Genomic DNA, 17,306 nt, shown 5'->3' with positions numbered 1-17,306 from the left:
CTTATTTGCCTTTTTTAATAACCTCAATGGTGCTTGCCACAACACCTTCCAGCGGCTGATCGATATCTACCACCAGTACATCGGTTTCGTCCGCACCCGGTTCCTGCAGCGTTTCAAACTGCGTCACCAGCATTTGGGTTTTAAAGAAATGGCCTTTGCGCGCTTTCAGGCGGCTTTCAATCACATCAAAATCGCCTTTCAGGTAGATGAAAGAGAGATTTGGATTACCTTCACGCAGCAGGTCGCGATAGTGCTTTTTCAGTGCAGAACAGACGATCAGCGACACTTTATTGGTACGCTGCATGGCAAACGCGGCGTCGTTCAGCGCCTGTAACCACGGTTTACGATCATCATCATTCAACGGTTCACCGGACGCCATTTTTTCGATATTGCGACGCGGATGGAGGAAATCGCCATCAAGAAACGCGGCATGAAGTTGATGCGCCACTTCACTGGCGACCGCAGATTTGCCGCTGCCCGATACGCCCATCAGAACGTAAATGTGGTGATCATGGTTAGTCGTGCTCAAAGTGGTGCCCCCACAGTACAAGAATTAAAAATGTTACGGGTAACTGTTATCGGTAACATTGTCCGGCCGGACAAAAACAGAAGCAATATCCATCCGTGCCTTAAGTGTATAAGTGTGAGCTACTTCAAATTTGTGAGCTTAAATAGATCCGCCCGGTGACAAGGTGAAACCTAAATCTAACATTTTCGGTGTCACCGCTTCGCCACGAATACGCGCCAGCAGGCGCTCAGCGCCAATGCTGCCCATCCGCTCACGCGGCGTCAGCACGCTCGCCAACCGTGGCTCCATCACCTGACCAATATCGTGACCGTGGAAACCGGCGATCGCCATATCATCAGGGATTTTCAGCCCCAGGCGCTGACATTCAAATGCCGCGCCAACGGCCAGGTCATCGTTGGTACAGAACACGCCATCTAACTGCGGATATTCCCGCCGCGCCTGGCGAATCAGTTCAATACCAGAAGAGTAAGAAGAGGATTGCTCGACCATCACGCTATACGGCACCAGGCCGGCATCCAGCATCGCCTGCTCATATCCCTTCTGTTTGATGATAGTACGTTCATCGAGGCGCGCACCAAGATAAGCCACATGACGATGCCCACGGGCAATGATAGCGGCGGTCATCTGCCGTGCCGCTTCAAAGTTATTAAATCCGACGGCGATATCGAGACACGGCGACTGGCTGTCCATCAGTTCCACCACCGGAATACCTGCCACTTCAATCATCTTTAATGTGCGCGGCGTGTGGGTACGTTCGGTGAGGATCAGCCCGTCGATATTCCACGAGAGCATCGATTCGAGGCGTTCTTGCTCCATTTCCGGTTTATAACCGTAGTGAGCCAACATGGTTTGATAACCGTGTGCGTCGGTAACGCTTTCAATTCCGCGTAACACTTCGGCAAAAACCTGGTTAGTCAGAGAAGGTAGCAGGACACCAATCGCCCGACTGGTGGCGTTTGAGAGGATATCGGGTGCGCGATTGGGAATATAACCCAGTTCATCAAGAGCGGCAGCGATCTTGCCGCGCAGGGCGACGGAGACTTGCTCCGGGTTGCGTAAAAAACGACTGACCGTCATTTTGGTCACGCCTACACGATCAGCCACATCCTGAAGTACGGGTCTTTTCTTTTTCATCGTCCTGAAAGGTACAAAAGGGATAGATTCCTTTAGTTTACCACGGACGCATCAGAACCTTCCCGATTCCTCGGGAAGGTTTGTGAGATAAATTTAGACTGGCGGTAAATCGAACAGCAGAATTTCACTGTCGCTATCGGCGTGGATGGATATCGCCTGCTCATCCCAAATTGCCAGGCCATCCCTGGTCGAGGCTTTTACGCCGTTAATGGTGACGTTGCCTTTCACCACCTGGATCCAGACGCGGCGTTCAGCGGCAATCTGATGTATTGACTGTTCATCTTTCACCAGCGCCCAGCGGTACAGCTCCATATCCTGATGCACTTTCAACGAACCGTCACGCGCATCCGGCGAGAGCACCAGTTGTTTGCCCTGTACGGCATCGAAGCGACGCTGTTCATAACGCGGCGTAATGCCGTTTTCTTCCGGCATGATCCAAATCTGATACAGATGCAGACGCTCGGTGCTACTTGGGTTGTACTCTGAGTGACGAATACCCGTACCCGCACTCATAATCTGAAACTCGCCCGCCGGAACCTGTTCTTTGTTCCCCATGCTGTCCTGATGCTCAACCGCACCTTCCAGCACATAGGTCAAAATTTCCATATCTTTATGTGGGTGAGTGCCGAAGCCCTGCCCTGCTTCAATCACGTCGTCGTTAATCACACGCAGCGCGGAGAAGCCCATAAAGTTCGGATCGTAATAGTTGGCAAAAGAGAAAGTGTGCCAGGAGTCCAGCCAGCCATGATTCGCATGGCCACGTTCATTTGCTTTGCGTAAGTAGATCATTTGTATTCGCCCCCTGAATGATTTGATGGGCTTAGTGTGGACCCGATCCGTCCGGGATGATAGAGGGTGAAAATTGACCCCTCTGTTCAAAAAAATTGAACTATTTGAGGGGGCATAAAACTTACTTCGCGAGAGTTACCGTGGAGGGTGAAGCTTGCTCAAAACCGCGCTCAAGGATTTCCAGATTAGTAAGAACTTCAGATTCCTTGACGTAATTTGGCGCACCGGTAGTAATGGTTTGATACAGCGCATCGTAGACGCGTCCGTAATCTCCCACTTCCGGCTTCATTTCCTCTCTTACCGTAACGCCCTCGTCATTGACATACTCCAGCACACCGACCGAATCATCCGCCGCGAATCCCGCTTCGCCCGGCATAATATTAGCCTTCAGGCTGGTTTCCTGCTGGTCAATACCGTATTTAATAAATGTACCTTTCTTACCGTGAACGATAAATTTCGGATAATCGATTTTCACCAAATGGCTGGTTTTGACGATGGCTTTCAAATCACCATAAAACAACTGCGCTTCGAAAGTGTCGTCCGGATTGGCTTTATTACGCAGGCTGCGAATATCGTAAGCCACATGATCCGGGCGACCAAACAGTGAAATAATCTGGTCGAGGGTATGCACGCCAAGACCATAGAACGCGCCATCTTGCGGTAGTCCGGGTTTAGTTTCTGCCACCGGGCGGTAGTAGTCAAAATGGCTTTCCACTTCGACAATCTCTCCCAGCTTGCCGCTTTCAATCGCTTTTTTCGCCGTCAGGAAGCAGGAGTCAAAGCGACGATTCTGATACGGCGTGACGGTCAGCCCTTTACTTTTTGCCAGCGCAAACAGCTCTTTCGCTTGCGCTGGCGTAGGGGTGAACGGTTTTTCGACCAGCACATTTTTTCCGGCCTCCAGCGCGCGCTTCGCATACTCGAAGTGGCTGTCAGCATGGGTGCAGACGACAACCAGCTTAACGTCGGGATCATTTAATACTTCGTCGAGATCGCTGGTGAAATGAATATGGGAATAGATGGGAGCCTGTTCTTCCGGCCTGGCATGGCGGCGAAAAATATGCGCGACATGCCAGCTATCCTTGCGGTTAAGTACATACGGCAGATGGTAACGGGTGGTGCTTTTACCGAAGCCAATGAAGGCGCAGTTAATGACCATAGTTTCGTCCTTTTTAAGGTGGTTAGTGACACCTTAGCGCAAAGCGGACGTGGTTCCTATGCCTGTGTTTCAGTACGTCAGATTGTTGGCAAAGTGCACTTTGATCATGCCGGATGCGGCGTGAACGCCTTATCCGGCCTACACAAAATGGCATCGGTTTGTAGGCCTGATAAGCGTAGCGCATCAGGCAATTTTGCATTTGTCTCAACACGAGCACTTCCCGTGGGCAAAATAGCAAGTCAGCCTGGCTGAAACGAAAGCAAAAAAAAAGCCAGCACCCGGCTGGCTAAGTAATACTGGAAGCAATGTGAGCAATGTCGTGCTTTCAGGTTCTCCGCGAGGGTCTTCCTGATCGCGAGACAATAATAATCATTCTCATTCGCACTTGTCCAACACTTTTTGCAAAAAAATGCATTTGACTCGCTTTTGAAAGTCAATGATGTTGAAAGGGACATTTACACCAAAGAGGACAGAGGAATGAATGAGATAGTGATACGCCACGCTGAAACGCGCGATTACGAGGCTATTCGGCAGATTCACGCCCAGCCGGAGGTGTATTACAACACGCTACAGGTGCCTCATCCTTCCGCTCATATGTGGCAGGAGCGACTCGCCGGGCATCCCGGCATCAAGCAACTCGTCGCCTGTATTGATGGAGACGTCGTAGGTCATCTTACCATTGACGTACAGCAACGCCCGCGTCGCAGTCATGTTGCCGATTTTGGTATCTGCGTCGACTCCCGCTGGAAGAATCGCGGCGTCGCCAGTGCCCTGATGCAAGAGATGATTGAAATGTGCGACAACTGGTTGCGGGTAGATCGCATTGAGCTAACGGTGTTTGTCGACAACGCCCCGGCAATTAAGGTCTATAAAAAATACGGCTTTGAGATTGAAGGAACTGGCAAGAAGTACGCATTGCGAAACGGTGAATATATTGATGTGTATTATATGGCGCGGGTGAAATAGAAAATTTGCAATCTAAGTTTGTCATTTAAGCCCTCACCTACCGGGAGAGGGCTTAACATATTAATACCCCGCCGTTAAATCATCTACCGAACGTGGATCAGATGCGCCGTACAACTCACCGTCCGGAGCAACCATAATGCTTTGCGTGCTGCCCATCGCTTCTTTCAGCGCCACTTTCTGGCCTTTTGCTTCCAGTAGCTTGAGCGTATCCGGGCTAAATCCTTTCTCCACTCGCAACTCGTCCGGCAACCACTGATGGTGGAAACGCGGCGCATTAGTCGCTTCAGCGACGTTCATTCCATAATCGATACTGTTCACTACCATTTGCAGCACGGTGGTGATAATTCGGCTACCGCCAGGGCTGCCAGTGACCAGCCAGGTTTTGCCATCTTTCACCACAATGGTTGGTGACATCGATGACAGCGGGCGCTTGTTCGGCCCTACAGCATTGGCATCACCGCCTACCAGCCCGTACACGTTCGGTACGCCCGGTTTGGCCGAGAAATCATCCATTTGGTTATTAAGCAAAATACCGCTCTCGCCCGCGACAATACCCGTACCGAAGGTGGTGTTCAGCGTATAGGTCACCGCCACCGCGTTACCGTCTTTATCCACCACTGAATAATGGGTGGTTTGATTACTCTCATAAGGCGCAAGCTTGCCGGGGCGAATTTCGCTGGACGGCTTCGCTTTATTGATATCAATTTGATCGGCAATAGATTTGGCATAGGCCTTATTCGTCAGCGCCTGCCACGGTACTTTGACAAAATCCGGATCGCCAAGGTATTCCGAGCGATCGGCATAGGCATGTTTCTCGGCTTCGGCCATGATTTGCATCGCATCAGCGCTACCAAAGCCATATTTCTTCATATCGAAGTTTTCCAGAATATTGAGGATCTGCACGATATGAATCCCACCAGAAGATGGCGGTGGCATGGAGTAAACCTGATACCCGCGATAATCGCCGCTAATCGGTGTGCGTTCGACCGCTTTATACGCAGCCAAATCCTCTTTGGTAATCAAACCACCGTTTTTCTGCATCTCCTGGGCAATCTGCTCAGCTATTGTGCCTTTGTAAAACGCGTCCGGGCCATTTTCGGCAATCATCTCCAGGCTCTTTGCCAGGTTCGCCTGCACCAACTTGTCGCCCTTTTTCAGCGGCTCCCCCTCTTTCCAGAAGATAGCCTTGCTGTTTTCGTGATTCGGCAGCACTTCGCTACCATAGGTTTTGAGATCGTCAGCCAACGCATCGTTAACGATAAAACCATCACGCGCCAGTTTAAACGCGGGCTGAACCACTTTGTTCAGCGGCATGGTGCCGTATTTATCCAGCGCCAGCGAGAAACCTGCTACCGTGCCCGGCGTGCCGGAGGCCAGATGCGAAGTGAGTGATTTTTTACTGTCCGGGTTGCCCTGGTCATCGAGGAACATATCGCGGGTCGCTTTGGCAGGTGCCATTTCGCGGAAGTCGATAGCGGTGGTGTTGCCATTTTTAGTGCGGATCAGCATAAAACCGCCGCCTCCCAGATTCCCCGCCTGCGGATGCGTTACCGCCAGCGCATATCCCACCGCCACGGCAGCATCCACGGCATTCCCACCCTCCTTGAGGATATCTACTCCCACCTGAGTGGCAGTGGCATCGACAGAAGCCACCATTCCCTGCTTCGCGCGCACCGGATGGAAGACATCCTCCTCCACGCCATACGAGACGGGCGGCGGCGCAGGTGGCGCGGCTGCCGCACTAAAACAACATCCTGAAAGTAAAGTAGCAATCGCCGCCCGGCGTAAAAACGTCGGTTTTATCATCGTTATTCTCCAGTTGTATGAGGGGCCTTCCCCACTTAAGCCTGGTGTATAACTCTGAAATAATCATCGTTTTGCCGGGAAACGAGTAAACTTAAAGGATATCTTCAGAGGAGGATACGCGATGAAACGACTTCTGCTTTTGACGGCACTCCTGCCGTTTGTCGGCTTTGCACAGCCCATTAATACTCTGAATAATCCTAACCAGCCGGGATATCAAATCCCCAGCCAGCAACGGATGCAAACCCAGATGCAGACTCAGCAAATCCAACAAAAAGGGATGCTGAATCAGCAACTGAAAACTCAGACGCAACTACAACAGCAGCATTTAGAAAATCAGATTAACAGCAACTCGCAGCGGGTATTGCAGTCGCAGCCGGGGGAGCTAAATCCCGCCCGGCAGCAAATGCTGCCCAACAACAACGGCGGGATGTTAAACGGCAACCGTAATCCGGATAGTTCGTTGAATCAGCAGCATATGCTGCAAGAGAGGAGAAACGGCGACATGCTGAATCCACCCAGCACATCGCAGCCTGACCTTCCGTTGAAAACTATTGGGCCGTAAAATTTGGCCCGATCACGTCAATCGCATCAGTACAGATGCAATCCACACCCCAGCGCAGCAACTCTGCCGCTCGCTGGGGTCTGTTGACGGTATAAACCAGAATCCGCAACCCAGCGTCTTTCAACTGCATCACTCGCGCTTTATCGAGCAACTTATGATTGAGATGAATAGAAACGCAGCCCAGCCGCGTAGTCAGTTCGCGCCAGTCGTCGCGCCACTCATCAAGCAACAAACCGCGCGGCAGTTCCGGTGCTGCCAATTGTGCGGCTTCTAAAGCATCAATCTCAAACGATGACAGCAGCGGCGGGGTCATCTCCGCCCAAAGTTCGCGTGCCGCCAGTGCCACCATTTTGCCCGTCGACGACCCGGTGCCGGTGGTGGGTTTGATTTCGATATTCGCCATCATCCCGTGTTCGCGACAGCGTTCCGCCACCTGCGAAAGCAACGGCAGCGGCTCACCTTTAAACGCTTTGCTGTACCAACTGCCTGCATCCATGCGCAGTAAATCCTGCCAGTTCAGTTCGCCCGCGACGCCCCAGCCGTTGCTGGTACGTTCTAGGTTGTCATCATGGAGCAAGAAGATCTCACCATCTTTCGATAACTTCGCGTCAAATTCGATCATCTTATGACCGTATTTTGCCCCCACGTCGATTGCCGCCAGGGTGTTTTCCGGGGCAAGTTTACCGCCGCCACGGTGGGCGACAATGCGGGGATAAGGCCAGTTACTCATACTCGTTGTCCTGTTTCACCATCAAAAAGATGTAGCTGATTTTCCGGCAAATGCAGCCACAACATGCTGCCTGCCGTCGGGCGTTCCTGATGCGCCAGTCGTACCACCAGCTTCTGATCGCCCCAGCGTCCGTGCGCCAGATTATCAGCGCCGAGGATCTCCAGCGTGTCCATCACCAGCGGCACGCCGCCTTCTGCCTGCGAGCTTAACGCAATATGTTCCGGGCGGATACCGAGGGTCATTTTACGCCCGGCATACTGCCGATAATAACCGTTCAACGGTAGTACGATGCCGCCGTCCAGCTCGAAGTGCGTACCTTCGTTATTCACGCGACCTGTCAGCAGGTTCATCGCCGGACTGCCGATAAAACTCGCCACAAACAGGCTGGCGGGTTTTTCGTACACTTCAACCGGCGTGCCAATCTGTTCGGCAACGCCGCCGTTCATTACCATCACTCGCTGGGCGAGGGTCATCGCTTCAACCTGATCGTGGGTGACGTAGAGTGATGTCGTTTTCAGACGACGGTGTAACTGTTGCAACTCAAGACGCATCTGTACGCGCAGCTTGGCATCGAGGTTAGAGAGCGGCTCATCAAACAAGAACACCGCCGGATCGCGCACAATCGCGCGCCCCATCGCCACACGCTGACGCTGACCGCCAGAAAGCTCGCGTGGACGGCGCTTAAGCAAACCGTCAAGTTCGAGAATGCGTGCTGCTTCTTTGACACGTTCAGCAATTTGCTGCTTGCCCATACCGCGAATTTTCAGCCCCCACGCCATATTCTCCTCTACGCTCATATGCGGATAAAGCGCGTAGTTCTGGAACACCATCGCAATCCCGCGATCTTTCGGCTCCATTTCGGTTACGCGCTGCTCGTTGATCCAGATATCGCCCTCAGTCACCTGCTCCAGCCCGGCAACCATGCGCAGTAGCGTGGATTTTCCGCAGCCAGACGGCCCAACCATCACAATAAATTCACCGTCTGCCACATCAAGCGTCAGCGGTTTAATGACCTGGGTTTTGCCATCCCAGCTTTTGGTTACTGCCTGTAATTTCAGTCCTGCCATCTTATTTCTCACTATCGACCAGGCCGCGCACAAAGGCACGCTGCATCACTAAAACAATCAATACTGGTGGGATCAGGGTTAACAACATCGCAGCCATCACCGAGTTCCATTCTGTCGTGCCTTCGCCAGTGGCGATCATCCCTTTAATCCCCGCCACGGTGGTGCCGAGATCAACATCGGTAATAATCAGCAGCGGCCACAGATACTGGTTCCAGCCGTAGATAAAGGTGATCACAAACAGCGCCGCCAGATTGGTTTTTGACAGCGGAAAGACAATGTCGCAAAAGAAGCGCATCGGTGACGCACCGTCGATACGAGCCGCTTCCACCAGCTCATCCGGCAGCGTCATAAAGAACTGCCGGAACAGGAACGTAGCGGTCGCTGAGGCCATCAGCGGCAGCGTTAAACCTGCGTAGCTGTCGAGCATCTTCAGATTGGCGATCACTTCTACCGTCGGGAAAATACGCACTTCAACCGGCAGCATCAGAGTAATAAAAATCATCCAGAAGAAGAGGTTACGCAGCGGAAAACGAAACCAGACGATGGCGAATGCCGAGAGCATCGAAACGGTAATTTTGCCCAGCGTAATGCTGAACGCCATCACGAAACTGTTAAGCAACATCCGCCAGAATGGCGCGCTATTCGTGCCTACTCCGTTTACCCAAATGTTATGGATATTCTCCAGCAGATGCGTGCCGGGGATCAGCGTCATCGGCGCGGCGTAGACTTCCTGTTTATCCAGCGTCGCTGCGACAAACGCCACGTACAGCGGGAAGAGGATCACCGCAATCCCAAGGATCAGCATGGTATGGCTGAATATCGTCAGCCACGGACGGTTCTCAATCATTGGTAACGCACCTTGCTTTCAACATAGCGGAACTGCACCACCGTCAACACGATGACGAGGAACATCAACACTACCGACTGCGCGGCAGACGAAGCCAGATCCAGTCCGGTAAAGCCTTCGCGGTAGATCTTATAAATCAGCGTGGTAGTGGCCTGTACTGGCCCACCGGACGTAGCGGCATCAATCACCGGGAAGGTGTCGAAGAAGGCGTACACCAGATTAACCACCAGCAGAAAGAAACTCACCGGAGCGATAAGCGGTAACGCGATCTTAAAGAAGCGGCGAATCGGGCCTGCGCCGTCAATGGCCGCCGCTTCGATCAGTGAACGGGGAATGGATTGCAGCGCGGCATAGAAGAACAGAAAGTTGTAGCTGATTTGCTTCCACACCGAGGCGAACACCACCAGAAACATCGCCTGGCCGCTGTTTTGCGCGTGGTTCCAGTCATAGCCGAACTCAGCAAGAAAATGAGTGATCAGCCCGCGACCGGGGTTAAACAGGAAGATCCACAATACGGCGGCAACGGCGGGAGCCACGGCATACGGCAACAACATTAAAGTTTGATAGAAACGGCTGCCGCGCACGATGTACTCCACCAGCGCCGCAAAGAACAGCGACACCAGCAAACCGCTGACGGTGACAAAGGTGCTAAATTTTATCGTCGTCCAGAAGGAGTCGAGATAGTAACTGTCATGGAACAGCGTGACGAAGTTATCCAGCCCGACAAACTGGCTGGAGAAACCAAACGGATCGACGCTTTGTAGCGAGTACCACAACGCTTCGCCCGCAGGCCAGATAAAAAAGATAACGGTGATGATGAGCTGCGGCGCGACCAGCAAATAAGGCAGCCAGCGCGAGCGGAACACCGGACGGGATGATGACATTACGGTTAATTCCTGAACTGTGCCGGATGCGCTTCGCTTATCCGGCCTACACGCGATGCCAGGTCAGATAAGCGAAACGCATCCGACATTACACTGATTAAGACTTCGTCGATTTCTCAAAGCGGCGCAGCAACTGATTCCCACGCTCAACGGCGGTATCCAGCGCCTGCTGTGGCGTCTTCTTACCGGTCCACACGCTCTCCAGCTCTTCATCCACAATTACGCGGATCTGCGGCATATTGCCCAGACGCAGTCCTTTGGTATACGGCAACGGCGGCTTGTTCAGCATCTGACGCGTCGCAGTATCCGCTCCTGGGTTTTTCTCGTAAAAGCCCTGCTCACGGGTCAGGTCATAAGCCGCTTTAGTGATCGGCAGATAACCGGTTTTCTGATGCCACTCAGCAGCGTTTTCTGGCTTCGCGAGGAAGTCGAGGAACTTCGCCACACCGGTGTAAGTATCCTTATCTTTGCCCTGCATCACCCACAGGCTGGCTCCGCCGATAATGGCGTTTTGTGGCGCATCTTTCGCATCGGCGTCGTAAGGCATCATGCCTACGCCATAGTTGAATTTGGCATACTCTCGAATGTTGGCAAGCGAACCGGAAGAGGCGGTCGTCATCGCGCAATCACCGTTATAGAACTTCTCGGTGGATTCATCCTTACGCCCGACGTAGCTAAAATCGCCCTTCTTGTTCATCTCTTCCAGCATGGCGATATGTTTCACCTGCTCCGGCTTGTTGAACTCCAGCACCGCATCTGTGCCGTCAAACCCGTTGTTTTTGCTGGCAAATGGCAGGCCATTCCAGGCGCTAAAGTTTTCCAGTTGGATCCAGCCCTGCCAGCCGCTGGCGTAGCCGCACTTCATACCGGAGGCTTTCAGTTTTGCGGCATAGTCAGCCAAATCCTGCCAGGTTTTCGGCGGCTGCTCCGGGTCTAACCCTGCTTTTTTGAAAGCATCTTTGTTGTAATAGAGAACGGGAGTCGAGCTGTTGAACGGTTGGGAGAGTAAATGTCCGGTTTTGCTGTCGGAGTAGTAGCCTGAAACCGTCGGCACAAACTGCGACTCATCGAAGTTAATCCCCGCATCTTTAAATACTTCATACACCGGTTTAATCGCTTTCGACGCCATCATGGTGGCGGTGCCAACTTCATAAACCTGCAAAATAGCCGGTGCGTTACCGGTACGAAATGCTGCGATACCCGCGCTTAAATTCTGTTCGTAGTTGCCTTTGTAGGTCGGTACAATTTTGTAATCCGGGTTTTCGGCGTTAAAACGTTGAGCCAGAGAATCCACCTCTTTACCCAGTTCCCCTTCCATCGAATGCCAGAACGGAATAGTCGTCACGGCCTGTGCATTCCCCATTAACGCCAATCCGAGCGCCAGTGCTGAAGCTGTATAATGTAACGGTTTCATTGATTATCTCTCTTGTTGTACCGGATGCGCGAATTCACGCGTTTTATGCTCGCGGGGTAACATGACATGCTCGAATTACAGAAAAATAACTCTTTTGTTACATTTTTAAGATAGTAAGGTGTCAGAAAGATGACAAGGCGGTGACGGTACGGGTGAGGGAAAATGGGAGATGGGGCACGGATAAGCGGGAAAATAGAAGGTCTGAGTCAAACGCTACAGATTGTAGATAATGTGCTCATCGTTTCATGCCGGATGCGGCGTGAACGCCTTATACGGCCTACAAGATCGTGCAAATTCAATATATTGCAACTCACCCAATAGGCCTGATAAGCGCAGCGCATCAGGCAATTTTACATTTGTCACCTGTCTCAAAGGAGTCTTTTGACTCCTTATCAATCAACGCGTTATTACCCGCCTAAATACGCGCTTCTCACCGCTTCGTTCGCCAGTAGTGCGTCGCCGGTATCGGAGAGCACCACATGACCGTTTTCCAGCACGTAGCCGCGATCTGCCAGCTTCAGCGCCTGATTGGCGTTCTGTTCGACGAGGAAGATGGTCATTCCCTGCTCGCGCAACTGCTCGATGGTGTCGAAGATTTGTTGGATGATAATCGGTGCCAGTCCGAGCGATGGCTCATCAAGCAGCAGCAAACGCGGATTGCTCATCAGTGCACGACCAATCGCCAGCATCTGCTGTTCACCGCCGGACATGGTGCCCGCCCGCTGAATACGGCGCTCATGCAGACGCGGGAACAGCTCATAGACCCACTTTATGCGCTCCTGAAACTGATCTCTTTCGGCAAAGAAACCGCCCATTGCCAGGTTCTCTTCCACCGTCATCCGCGAGAAGACACGACGCCCTTCCGGGACAATCGCCACTGCTTCACGCATGATTTTCGCCGTCTGCCAGTCGGTAATGTCTTTATCATCAAACACAATTCGTCCGCTGGTGGCGCGCGGGTCGCCGCATAACGTACCGAGCAAGGTGGTTTTCCCTGCGCCGTTCGCACCAATCAAGGTAACAATCTCTCCCTGATTAATATGCAGGCTCACCTCATACAGCGCCTGGATTTTGCCGTAGTGGGCGCTGACTTTGTCAAAGGACAACATGACTTTTTCCATCTTATGCCTCACCTAAATAGGCACGGATCACGTCCGGGTTATTACGGATCTGCTCCGGCGTACCATTTGCCAGTGGCGTCCCCTGATTGACCACGTAGATTCTGTCTGAAATCCCCATCACCAGCTTCATATCGTGCTCAATCAACAAGATAGTGGTGTTGTGATGATTACGCAGCTCGGCAATCAGCTCATCCAGTTCTTTGGTCTCTTTCGGGTTAAGACCTGCCGCCGGTTCGTCGAGCATTAAAATCTCCGGCTGCGTCACCATGCAGCGGGCAATCTCCAGACGACGCTGGTCGCCATAGGCCAGGTTGCTCGCCTGGCGGTTGGCGTGTTCCAGCAAACCAATGCGCTCAAGCCAGGTTGCGGCGCGGTCGAGCGCTTCACTCTGGGCGCGACGGAAAGAAGGCGTTTTCAACAGGCCGGAAAACAGCCCGGTTTTTAGTTGCTGATGCTGCGCCACCAGCAGGTTTTCAATCACTGTCATTTCACGGAACAGACGCACATGCTGGAAGGTGCGCACCACGCCCATGCGGGCAATTTGCTGGCCGGGCAAACCTTCCAGATGCTGATCGCGCAGTAAAATGGTGCCGCCGGTGGGTTTGTAGAATCCGGTCAGGCAATTGAAGACCGTGGTTTTTCCGGCACCGTTAGGGCCGATTAACGAGACGATTTCCTGCGGGTACAGCTCGAGATTGACGTTGTTCACCGCCAACAGGCCGCCGAAGCGCATCATCAGGCCGTTAACAGATAATAATGGCTGACTCATGCCTGCTCTCCTTTCGCTTCGCCGTTCTTCAGCTTCAGTTGCGGGCGTGTCATGGGCAGCAAGCCCTGTGGACGCCAGATCATCATCAGCACCATCAGGCCACCGAGCATCAACATGCTGTATTCGTTGAAATCACGCATCAACTCGCGCGACACCACCAGCAGAACTGCCGCCAGAATCACCGCAAACTGTGACCCCATGCCACCGAGCACCACAATTGCCAGCACAAATGCCGATTCGGCAAAGGTGAAGGATTCCGGGCTGACAAAGCCCTGGCGCGCAGCAAACAGCGTTCCGGCGAAACCCGCAAACGCGGCGCTGATGGTAAAGGCTGTCAGCTTGATACGGCGCGGGCTTAAACCCAGCGAACGACAGGCGATTTCATCTTCACGCAACGCTTCCCATGCGCGACCCAGCGGCATCCGCAGCAGGCGATTAATGACGAATAAGGAAAACACCACCAGCAACAAGGCCACCAGGTAGAGAAAGATGACGCGATCGGACGGATCGTATTTCAGGCCAAAGAAATTACTGAAGGTATCCCAGCCGCCTTCACGGGCAGTACGACTGAACTCGAGGCCAAAAAAGGTCGGTTTAGGGATCTGGCTGATGCCGTTCGGACCGCCGGTAACTTCAGTATTATTGAGCAGCAAAATACGCACAATTTCACCGAAGCCGAGAGTAACGATCGCCAGATAATCACCGCGCAGACGCAACACCGGGAAACCGAGCAGGAAGCCCGCCGCCGCTGCCATCAGACCGGCAATCGGCAGACAGGTCCAGAAGCCAAGACCATAATAGTGATTGAGCAGCGCAAAGGTGTAAGCACCAATGGCGTAAAATCCGCCATAACCGAGCACCAGCAGGCCGGAAAGCCCTACCACCACGTTCAACCCGAGGCCGAGGATAATATAGATCATGGTCAGAGTGGCGATATCCACCGTCCCTCGCGACACCATAAACGGCCACGCCACCGCAATCACCAGCAGCGCCACGAGGAACAGCTTCTGTTTAACCGTGGAACCATCAATCGCTGGCAGGATGAACTTCGGCCCGGAAACGCTTTTCAACCCTTTCTGGAAAGCAGGTCGCACAAGCTGAAAGAAAAAGACCACCGCCGTGCCGATAAACACCCATTCCCAACGGACATCCGAAGCCGTGTCGACCACCAGTTTGGTGCCGTCCAGCTCCAGTTGCACGCCCATAAAGACGCCCGCCAGGACAAAGAACATGGCGGCAGAGAGCAGCGCCATTGCAATATGCATCGGTTTCATACTTTCTCTACCTCCGGACGCCCCAGAATACCGGTCGGCATCACCAGCAACACCAGAATCAGCAAGGCGAATGAAACCACATCTTTATATTCCGTACTCAGATAGGCAGAAGAGAGCGCCTCCGCAATCCCCAGGATCAGCCCGCCAATCATCGCCCCCGGAATGCTACCAATCCCGCCGAGTACCGCAGCAGTAAAGGCTTTCATCCCGGCCATAAAGCCAATATAGGGGTTAATCACGCCGTAGAACTGACCGAGCAGAACGCCTGCCACCGCCGCCATCGCTGCGCCAATCACAAAGGTCAGCGCAATCACCCGGTCGGTGTTAATGCCAAGCAGACTCGCCATTTTCAGATCTTCCGCGCAGGCACGACACGCGCGTCCCATACGGGAATAGCGAATGAAAATCGTCAGCGCCAGCATGGCGAGGAAGGTGACAATCCAGATCACCGCCTGCATGGTGGTAATAGACGCAGAGAAGTTTTCGCTATGACCCACTATCCACTGACCGTTAAACAGGCTGGGCAGCGCCACGTCGCGCGAACCTTCGGTCAGGCTGACGTAGTTTTGCAGGAAGATAGACATGCCAATCGCGGAAATAAGGGCAATCAGACGTTTAGAGTTACGCACCGGGCGATACGCTACCCGTTCGATACTCCAGCCGTAAGCGCTGGCAATGACTATTGCACCGACGAATCCCGCCGCCACCAGCAGCCAGCCGGTATCAATGCCCATCATCATCAGCGCAGCGATGATCATAAACGAGACGTAGCTGCCGATCATATAAACCTCGCCGTGGGCGAAGTTGATCATGCCGATAATGCCGTAAACCATGGTGTAGCCGATGGCAATCAGCGCGTAAGTACTGCCCAGCGTGACGCCGTTAAACATCTGCTGCAAGAAATACAAAAACTGCTCAGACATAAGGTAACCTTTCTAAACCTGCCCGCTTTTCACGGGCAGTGGGATGATTACTTGGCTGCCGTGGAAGAACCGTCGGCGTGCCACTGGAAGACACCAAAATCAAATCCCTTCAGATCGCCTTTTTCATCCCAGTTCAGCGGCCCAATCACGGTATTAGCACCGTTAGCTTTTAAATCTTTCACCAACGCCAGCGGTTCATCGCTGCCGGTACGCTCAAGGGCAGTCGCCAGAGATTGCACCGCTGCGTAGGTGATCCAGACATAGGGACCGGTTGGATCTTTCTTGTCGGCTTTCAGCGCATCAACAATGCTCTGGTTTGCCGGATCCTGGTCATAGCGTTTTGGCATAGTGACCAACATACCTTCGGCAGCATCACCGGCAATGTTCGACAGCGACGCGTTACCGACACCTTCCGGCCCCATAAACTGGGTTTTCAGGCCGACGGAACGAGCCTGGCGCAGCATCTGCCCCATTTCCGGGTAGTAACCGCCGTAGTAAACGAAGTCGATGTTTTCTTTTTTCAGGCGGGCAACCAGCGCGGAGAAATCTTTCTCGCCAGCAGTAATGCCGTCGAAGAAGACGATATTGGCATTAGCCGCTTTCAACGCGTCCTGCACCGAACGCGCCAGCCCTTCGCCATACTGTTGTTTGTCGTGAATAATGGCGATGCGCTCGGGTTTCACCGTCTCAACAATGTATTTCGCGGCAGTCGGCCCCTGGGAGGAGTCCAGCCCGGCAGTGCGCATGATGTGTTGATAACCGCGTTGAGTCAGTTCCGGGTTGGTCGCCCCCGGCGAGATCATCAGAATACCTTCGTCTTCATAGATGTCCGACGCCGGCTGGGTAGAGGAGGAACAGAGATGACCAATAACGTATTTAATGCCGTCGTTAACGATTTTGTTGGCGACCGCAACGGCTTGTTTCGGATCGCAGGCGTCGTCATATTCCACGCCAACCAGATTATCGCCTTTAATTCCTCCTTTCGCGTTAATGTCTTTGATTGCCTGGCGAGCACCGTTAAATTCCATATCGCCCCACTGGGCAACCGGGCCAGACATCGCGCCGACAACGGCAACTTTAATATCGTCGGCCAACGCGGTGTGTGATATTGCCAGTGCAATCATCCCTGCGATGATAGTTTTCGCATTCCGTTTCATTATTCAAAATCCCCACTCGTAATGTTGTGTTGCTTTGTTTTTATGTATTAAAAAATCTGGCTGTTCTTTTTTTATACTGCGCTGTTTTGCCTGTCTGATTAAGGGTTTAGCGCAGTATTTTGTGATAATAGCGATTAAAATCCCTATTTTTCAGTCGATTAAGAACAGATAATAT

17 protein-coding genes are annotated in these 17,306 nt (G+C 52.8%); 2 read left to right on the top strand and 15 right to left on the bottom strand.

What is annotated here, in order from left to right; all coding sequences use genetic code 11:
• Nucleotide 1: 1 nt before the first annotated feature.
• The 4 genes from gntK to ESM_RS0122605 all read right to left on the bottom strand — a co-directional run bounded on the left by gntK (nucleotide 2) and on the right by ESM_RS0122605 (nucleotide 3,611).
• Nucleotides 2–529: a gluconokinase gene (gntK, locus tag ESM_RS0122620; protein WP_000108330.1), complete on the bottom strand. Its 528-nt coding sequence runs from the start codon at nucleotides 527–529 to the stop codon at nucleotides 2–4.
• A gap of 138 nt (nucleotides 530–667) precedes the next feature.
• Nucleotides 668–1,663, bottom strand: a complete 996-nt coding sequence (gene gntR / locus ESM_RS0122615) for a gluconate operon transcriptional repressor GntR (protein ID WP_000730265.1) — start codon at nucleotides 1,661–1,663, stop codon at nucleotides 668–670.
• Nucleotides 1,664–1,756: 93 nt separating this feature from the next.
• Nucleotides 1,757–2,452 (bottom strand): quercetin 2,3-dioxygenase, encoded by a 696-nt coding sequence (yhhW, locus tag ESM_RS0122610; RefSeq protein WP_000639799.1) that lies wholly within the window; start codon nucleotides 2,450–2,452, stop codon nucleotides 1,757–1,759.
• Nucleotides 2,453–2,573: 121 nt separating this feature from the next.
• Nucleotides 2,574–3,611, bottom strand: a complete 1,038-nt coding sequence (locus tag ESM_RS0122605) for an oxidoreductase (RefSeq protein ID WP_000236322.1) — start codon at nucleotides 3,609–3,611, stop codon at nucleotides 2,574–2,576.
• Between the two features lie 477 nt (nucleotides 3,612–4,088).
• Between ESM_RS0122605 and yhhY the strand changes: the two genes are divergently transcribed.
• Nucleotides 4,089–4,577, top strand: a complete 489-nt coding sequence (gene yhhY / locus ESM_RS0122600) for an N-acetyltransferase (RefSeq protein ID WP_010381104.1) — start codon at nucleotides 4,089–4,091, stop codon at nucleotides 4,575–4,577.
• Nucleotides 4,578–4,637: 60 nt separating this feature from the next.
• Here the strand turns inward: yhhY and ggt are convergent, their stop codons facing one another.
• A complete protein-coding gene (ggt, locus tag ESM_RS0122595) occupies nucleotides 4,638–6,383 on the bottom strand; it encodes a gamma-glutamyltransferase (protein ID WP_000595054.1) in 1,746 nt (581 codons plus the stop codon).
• Nucleotides 6,384–6,504: 121 nt separating this feature from the next.
• On the opposite strand from ggt, the gene ESM_RS0122590 reads away from it, so the two are divergent.
• Nucleotides 6,505–6,945 carry a DUF2756 family protein gene (locus tag ESM_RS0122590; protein WP_000826135.1) on the top strand — a complete coding sequence of 147 codons (441 nt, stop codon included), beginning with the start codon at nucleotides 6,505–6,507 and terminating at the stop codon, nucleotides 6,943–6,945.
• On the opposite strand, the gene ugpQ is transcribed toward ESM_RS0122590, so the two are convergent.
• The 10 genes from ugpQ to livK all read right to left on the bottom strand — a co-directional run bounded on the left by ugpQ (nucleotide 6,932) and on the right by livK (nucleotide 17,131).
• Nucleotides 6,932–7,675, bottom strand: a complete 744-nt coding sequence (gene ugpQ, locus ESM_RS0122585) for a glycerophosphodiester phosphodiesterase (RefSeq protein WP_000073574.1) — start codon at nucleotides 7,673–7,675, stop codon at nucleotides 6,932–6,934. The genes ESM_RS0122590 and ugpQ overlap by 14 nt on opposite strands.
• Entirely contained in the window at nucleotides 7,672–8,742 is a 1,071-nt protein-coding gene (gene ugpC, locus ESM_RS0122580) for a sn-glycerol 3-phosphate ABC transporter ATP binding protein UgpC (protein WP_000907767.1), read from the bottom strand. The genes ugpQ and ugpC overlap by 4 nt, the downstream gene beginning before the upstream one ends.
• Nucleotide 8,743: 1 nt before the next feature.
• A complete protein-coding gene (ugpE, locus tag ESM_RS0122575) occupies nucleotides 8,744–9,589 on the bottom strand; it encodes a sn-glycerol-3-phosphate ABC transporter permease UgpE (RefSeq protein WP_000572182.1) in 846 nt (281 codons plus the stop codon).
• Nucleotides 9,586–10,473: a sn-glycerol-3-phosphate ABC transporter permease UgpA gene (gene ugpA / locus ESM_RS0122570; RefSeq protein ID WP_000099289.1), complete on the bottom strand. Its 888-nt coding sequence runs from the start codon at nucleotides 10,471–10,473 to the stop codon at nucleotides 9,586–9,588. Before ugpA ends, ugpE begins: the two co-directional genes overlap by 4 nt.
• A gap of 97 nt (nucleotides 10,474–10,570) precedes the next feature.
• Nucleotides 10,571–11,887, bottom strand: a complete 1,317-nt coding sequence (gene ugpB / locus ESM_RS0122565; RefSeq protein ID WP_000803211.1) for a sn-glycerol-3-phosphate ABC transporter substrate-binding protein UgpB — start codon at nucleotides 11,885–11,887, stop codon at nucleotides 10,571–10,573.
• Nucleotides 11,888–12,294: 407 nt separating this feature from the next.
• On the bottom strand, nucleotides 12,295–13,008 hold the full coding sequence (gene livF / locus ESM_RS0122560; protein ID WP_000416904.1) for a high-affinity branched-chain amino acid ABC transporter ATP-binding protein LivF: 714 nt from the start codon (nucleotides 13,006–13,008) through the stop codon (nucleotides 12,295–12,297).
• A gap of 1 nt (nucleotide 13,009) precedes the next feature.
• Nucleotides 13,010–13,777 (bottom strand): high-affinity branched-chain amino acid ABC transporter ATP-binding protein LivG, encoded by a 768-nt coding sequence (gene livG / locus ESM_RS0122555; protein WP_000082101.1) that lies wholly within the window; start codon nucleotides 13,775–13,777, stop codon nucleotides 13,010–13,012.
• Nucleotides 13,774–15,051: a branched chain amino acid ABC transporter permease LivM gene (gene livM / locus ESM_RS0122550; protein ID WP_000803810.1), complete on the bottom strand. Its 1,278-nt coding sequence runs from the start codon at nucleotides 15,049–15,051 to the stop codon at nucleotides 13,774–13,776. The genes livG and livM overlap by 4 nt, the downstream gene beginning before the upstream one ends.
• Nucleotides 15,048–15,974 carry a high-affinity branched-chain amino acid ABC transporter permease LivH gene (gene livH, locus ESM_RS0122545; protein WP_001295106.1) on the bottom strand — a complete coding sequence of 309 codons (927 nt, stop codon included), beginning with the start codon at nucleotides 15,972–15,974 and terminating at the stop codon, nucleotides 15,048–15,050. The genes livM and livH overlap by 4 nt, the downstream gene beginning before the upstream one ends.
• A 47-nt stretch (nucleotides 15,975–16,021) precedes the next feature.
• Nucleotides 16,022–17,131 carry a high-affinity branched-chain amino acid ABC transporter substrate-binding protein LivK gene (gene livK / locus ESM_RS0122540; protein WP_000827695.1) on the bottom strand — a complete coding sequence of 370 codons (1,110 nt, stop codon included), beginning with the start codon at nucleotides 17,129–17,131 and terminating at the stop codon, nucleotides 16,022–16,024.
• Between the last annotated feature and the right edge of the window lie 175 nt (nucleotides 17,132–17,306).

This window comes from Escherichia sp. TW09308, from assembly GCF_000208565.1.
Lineage (GTDB): Bacteria > Pseudomonadota > Gammaproteobacteria > Enterobacterales > Enterobacteriaceae > Escherichia > Escherichia marmotae.
The sequence above is the reverse complement of the archived record's forward strand: the minus strand, read 5'-3'. Positions and strand labels throughout refer to the sequence as shown.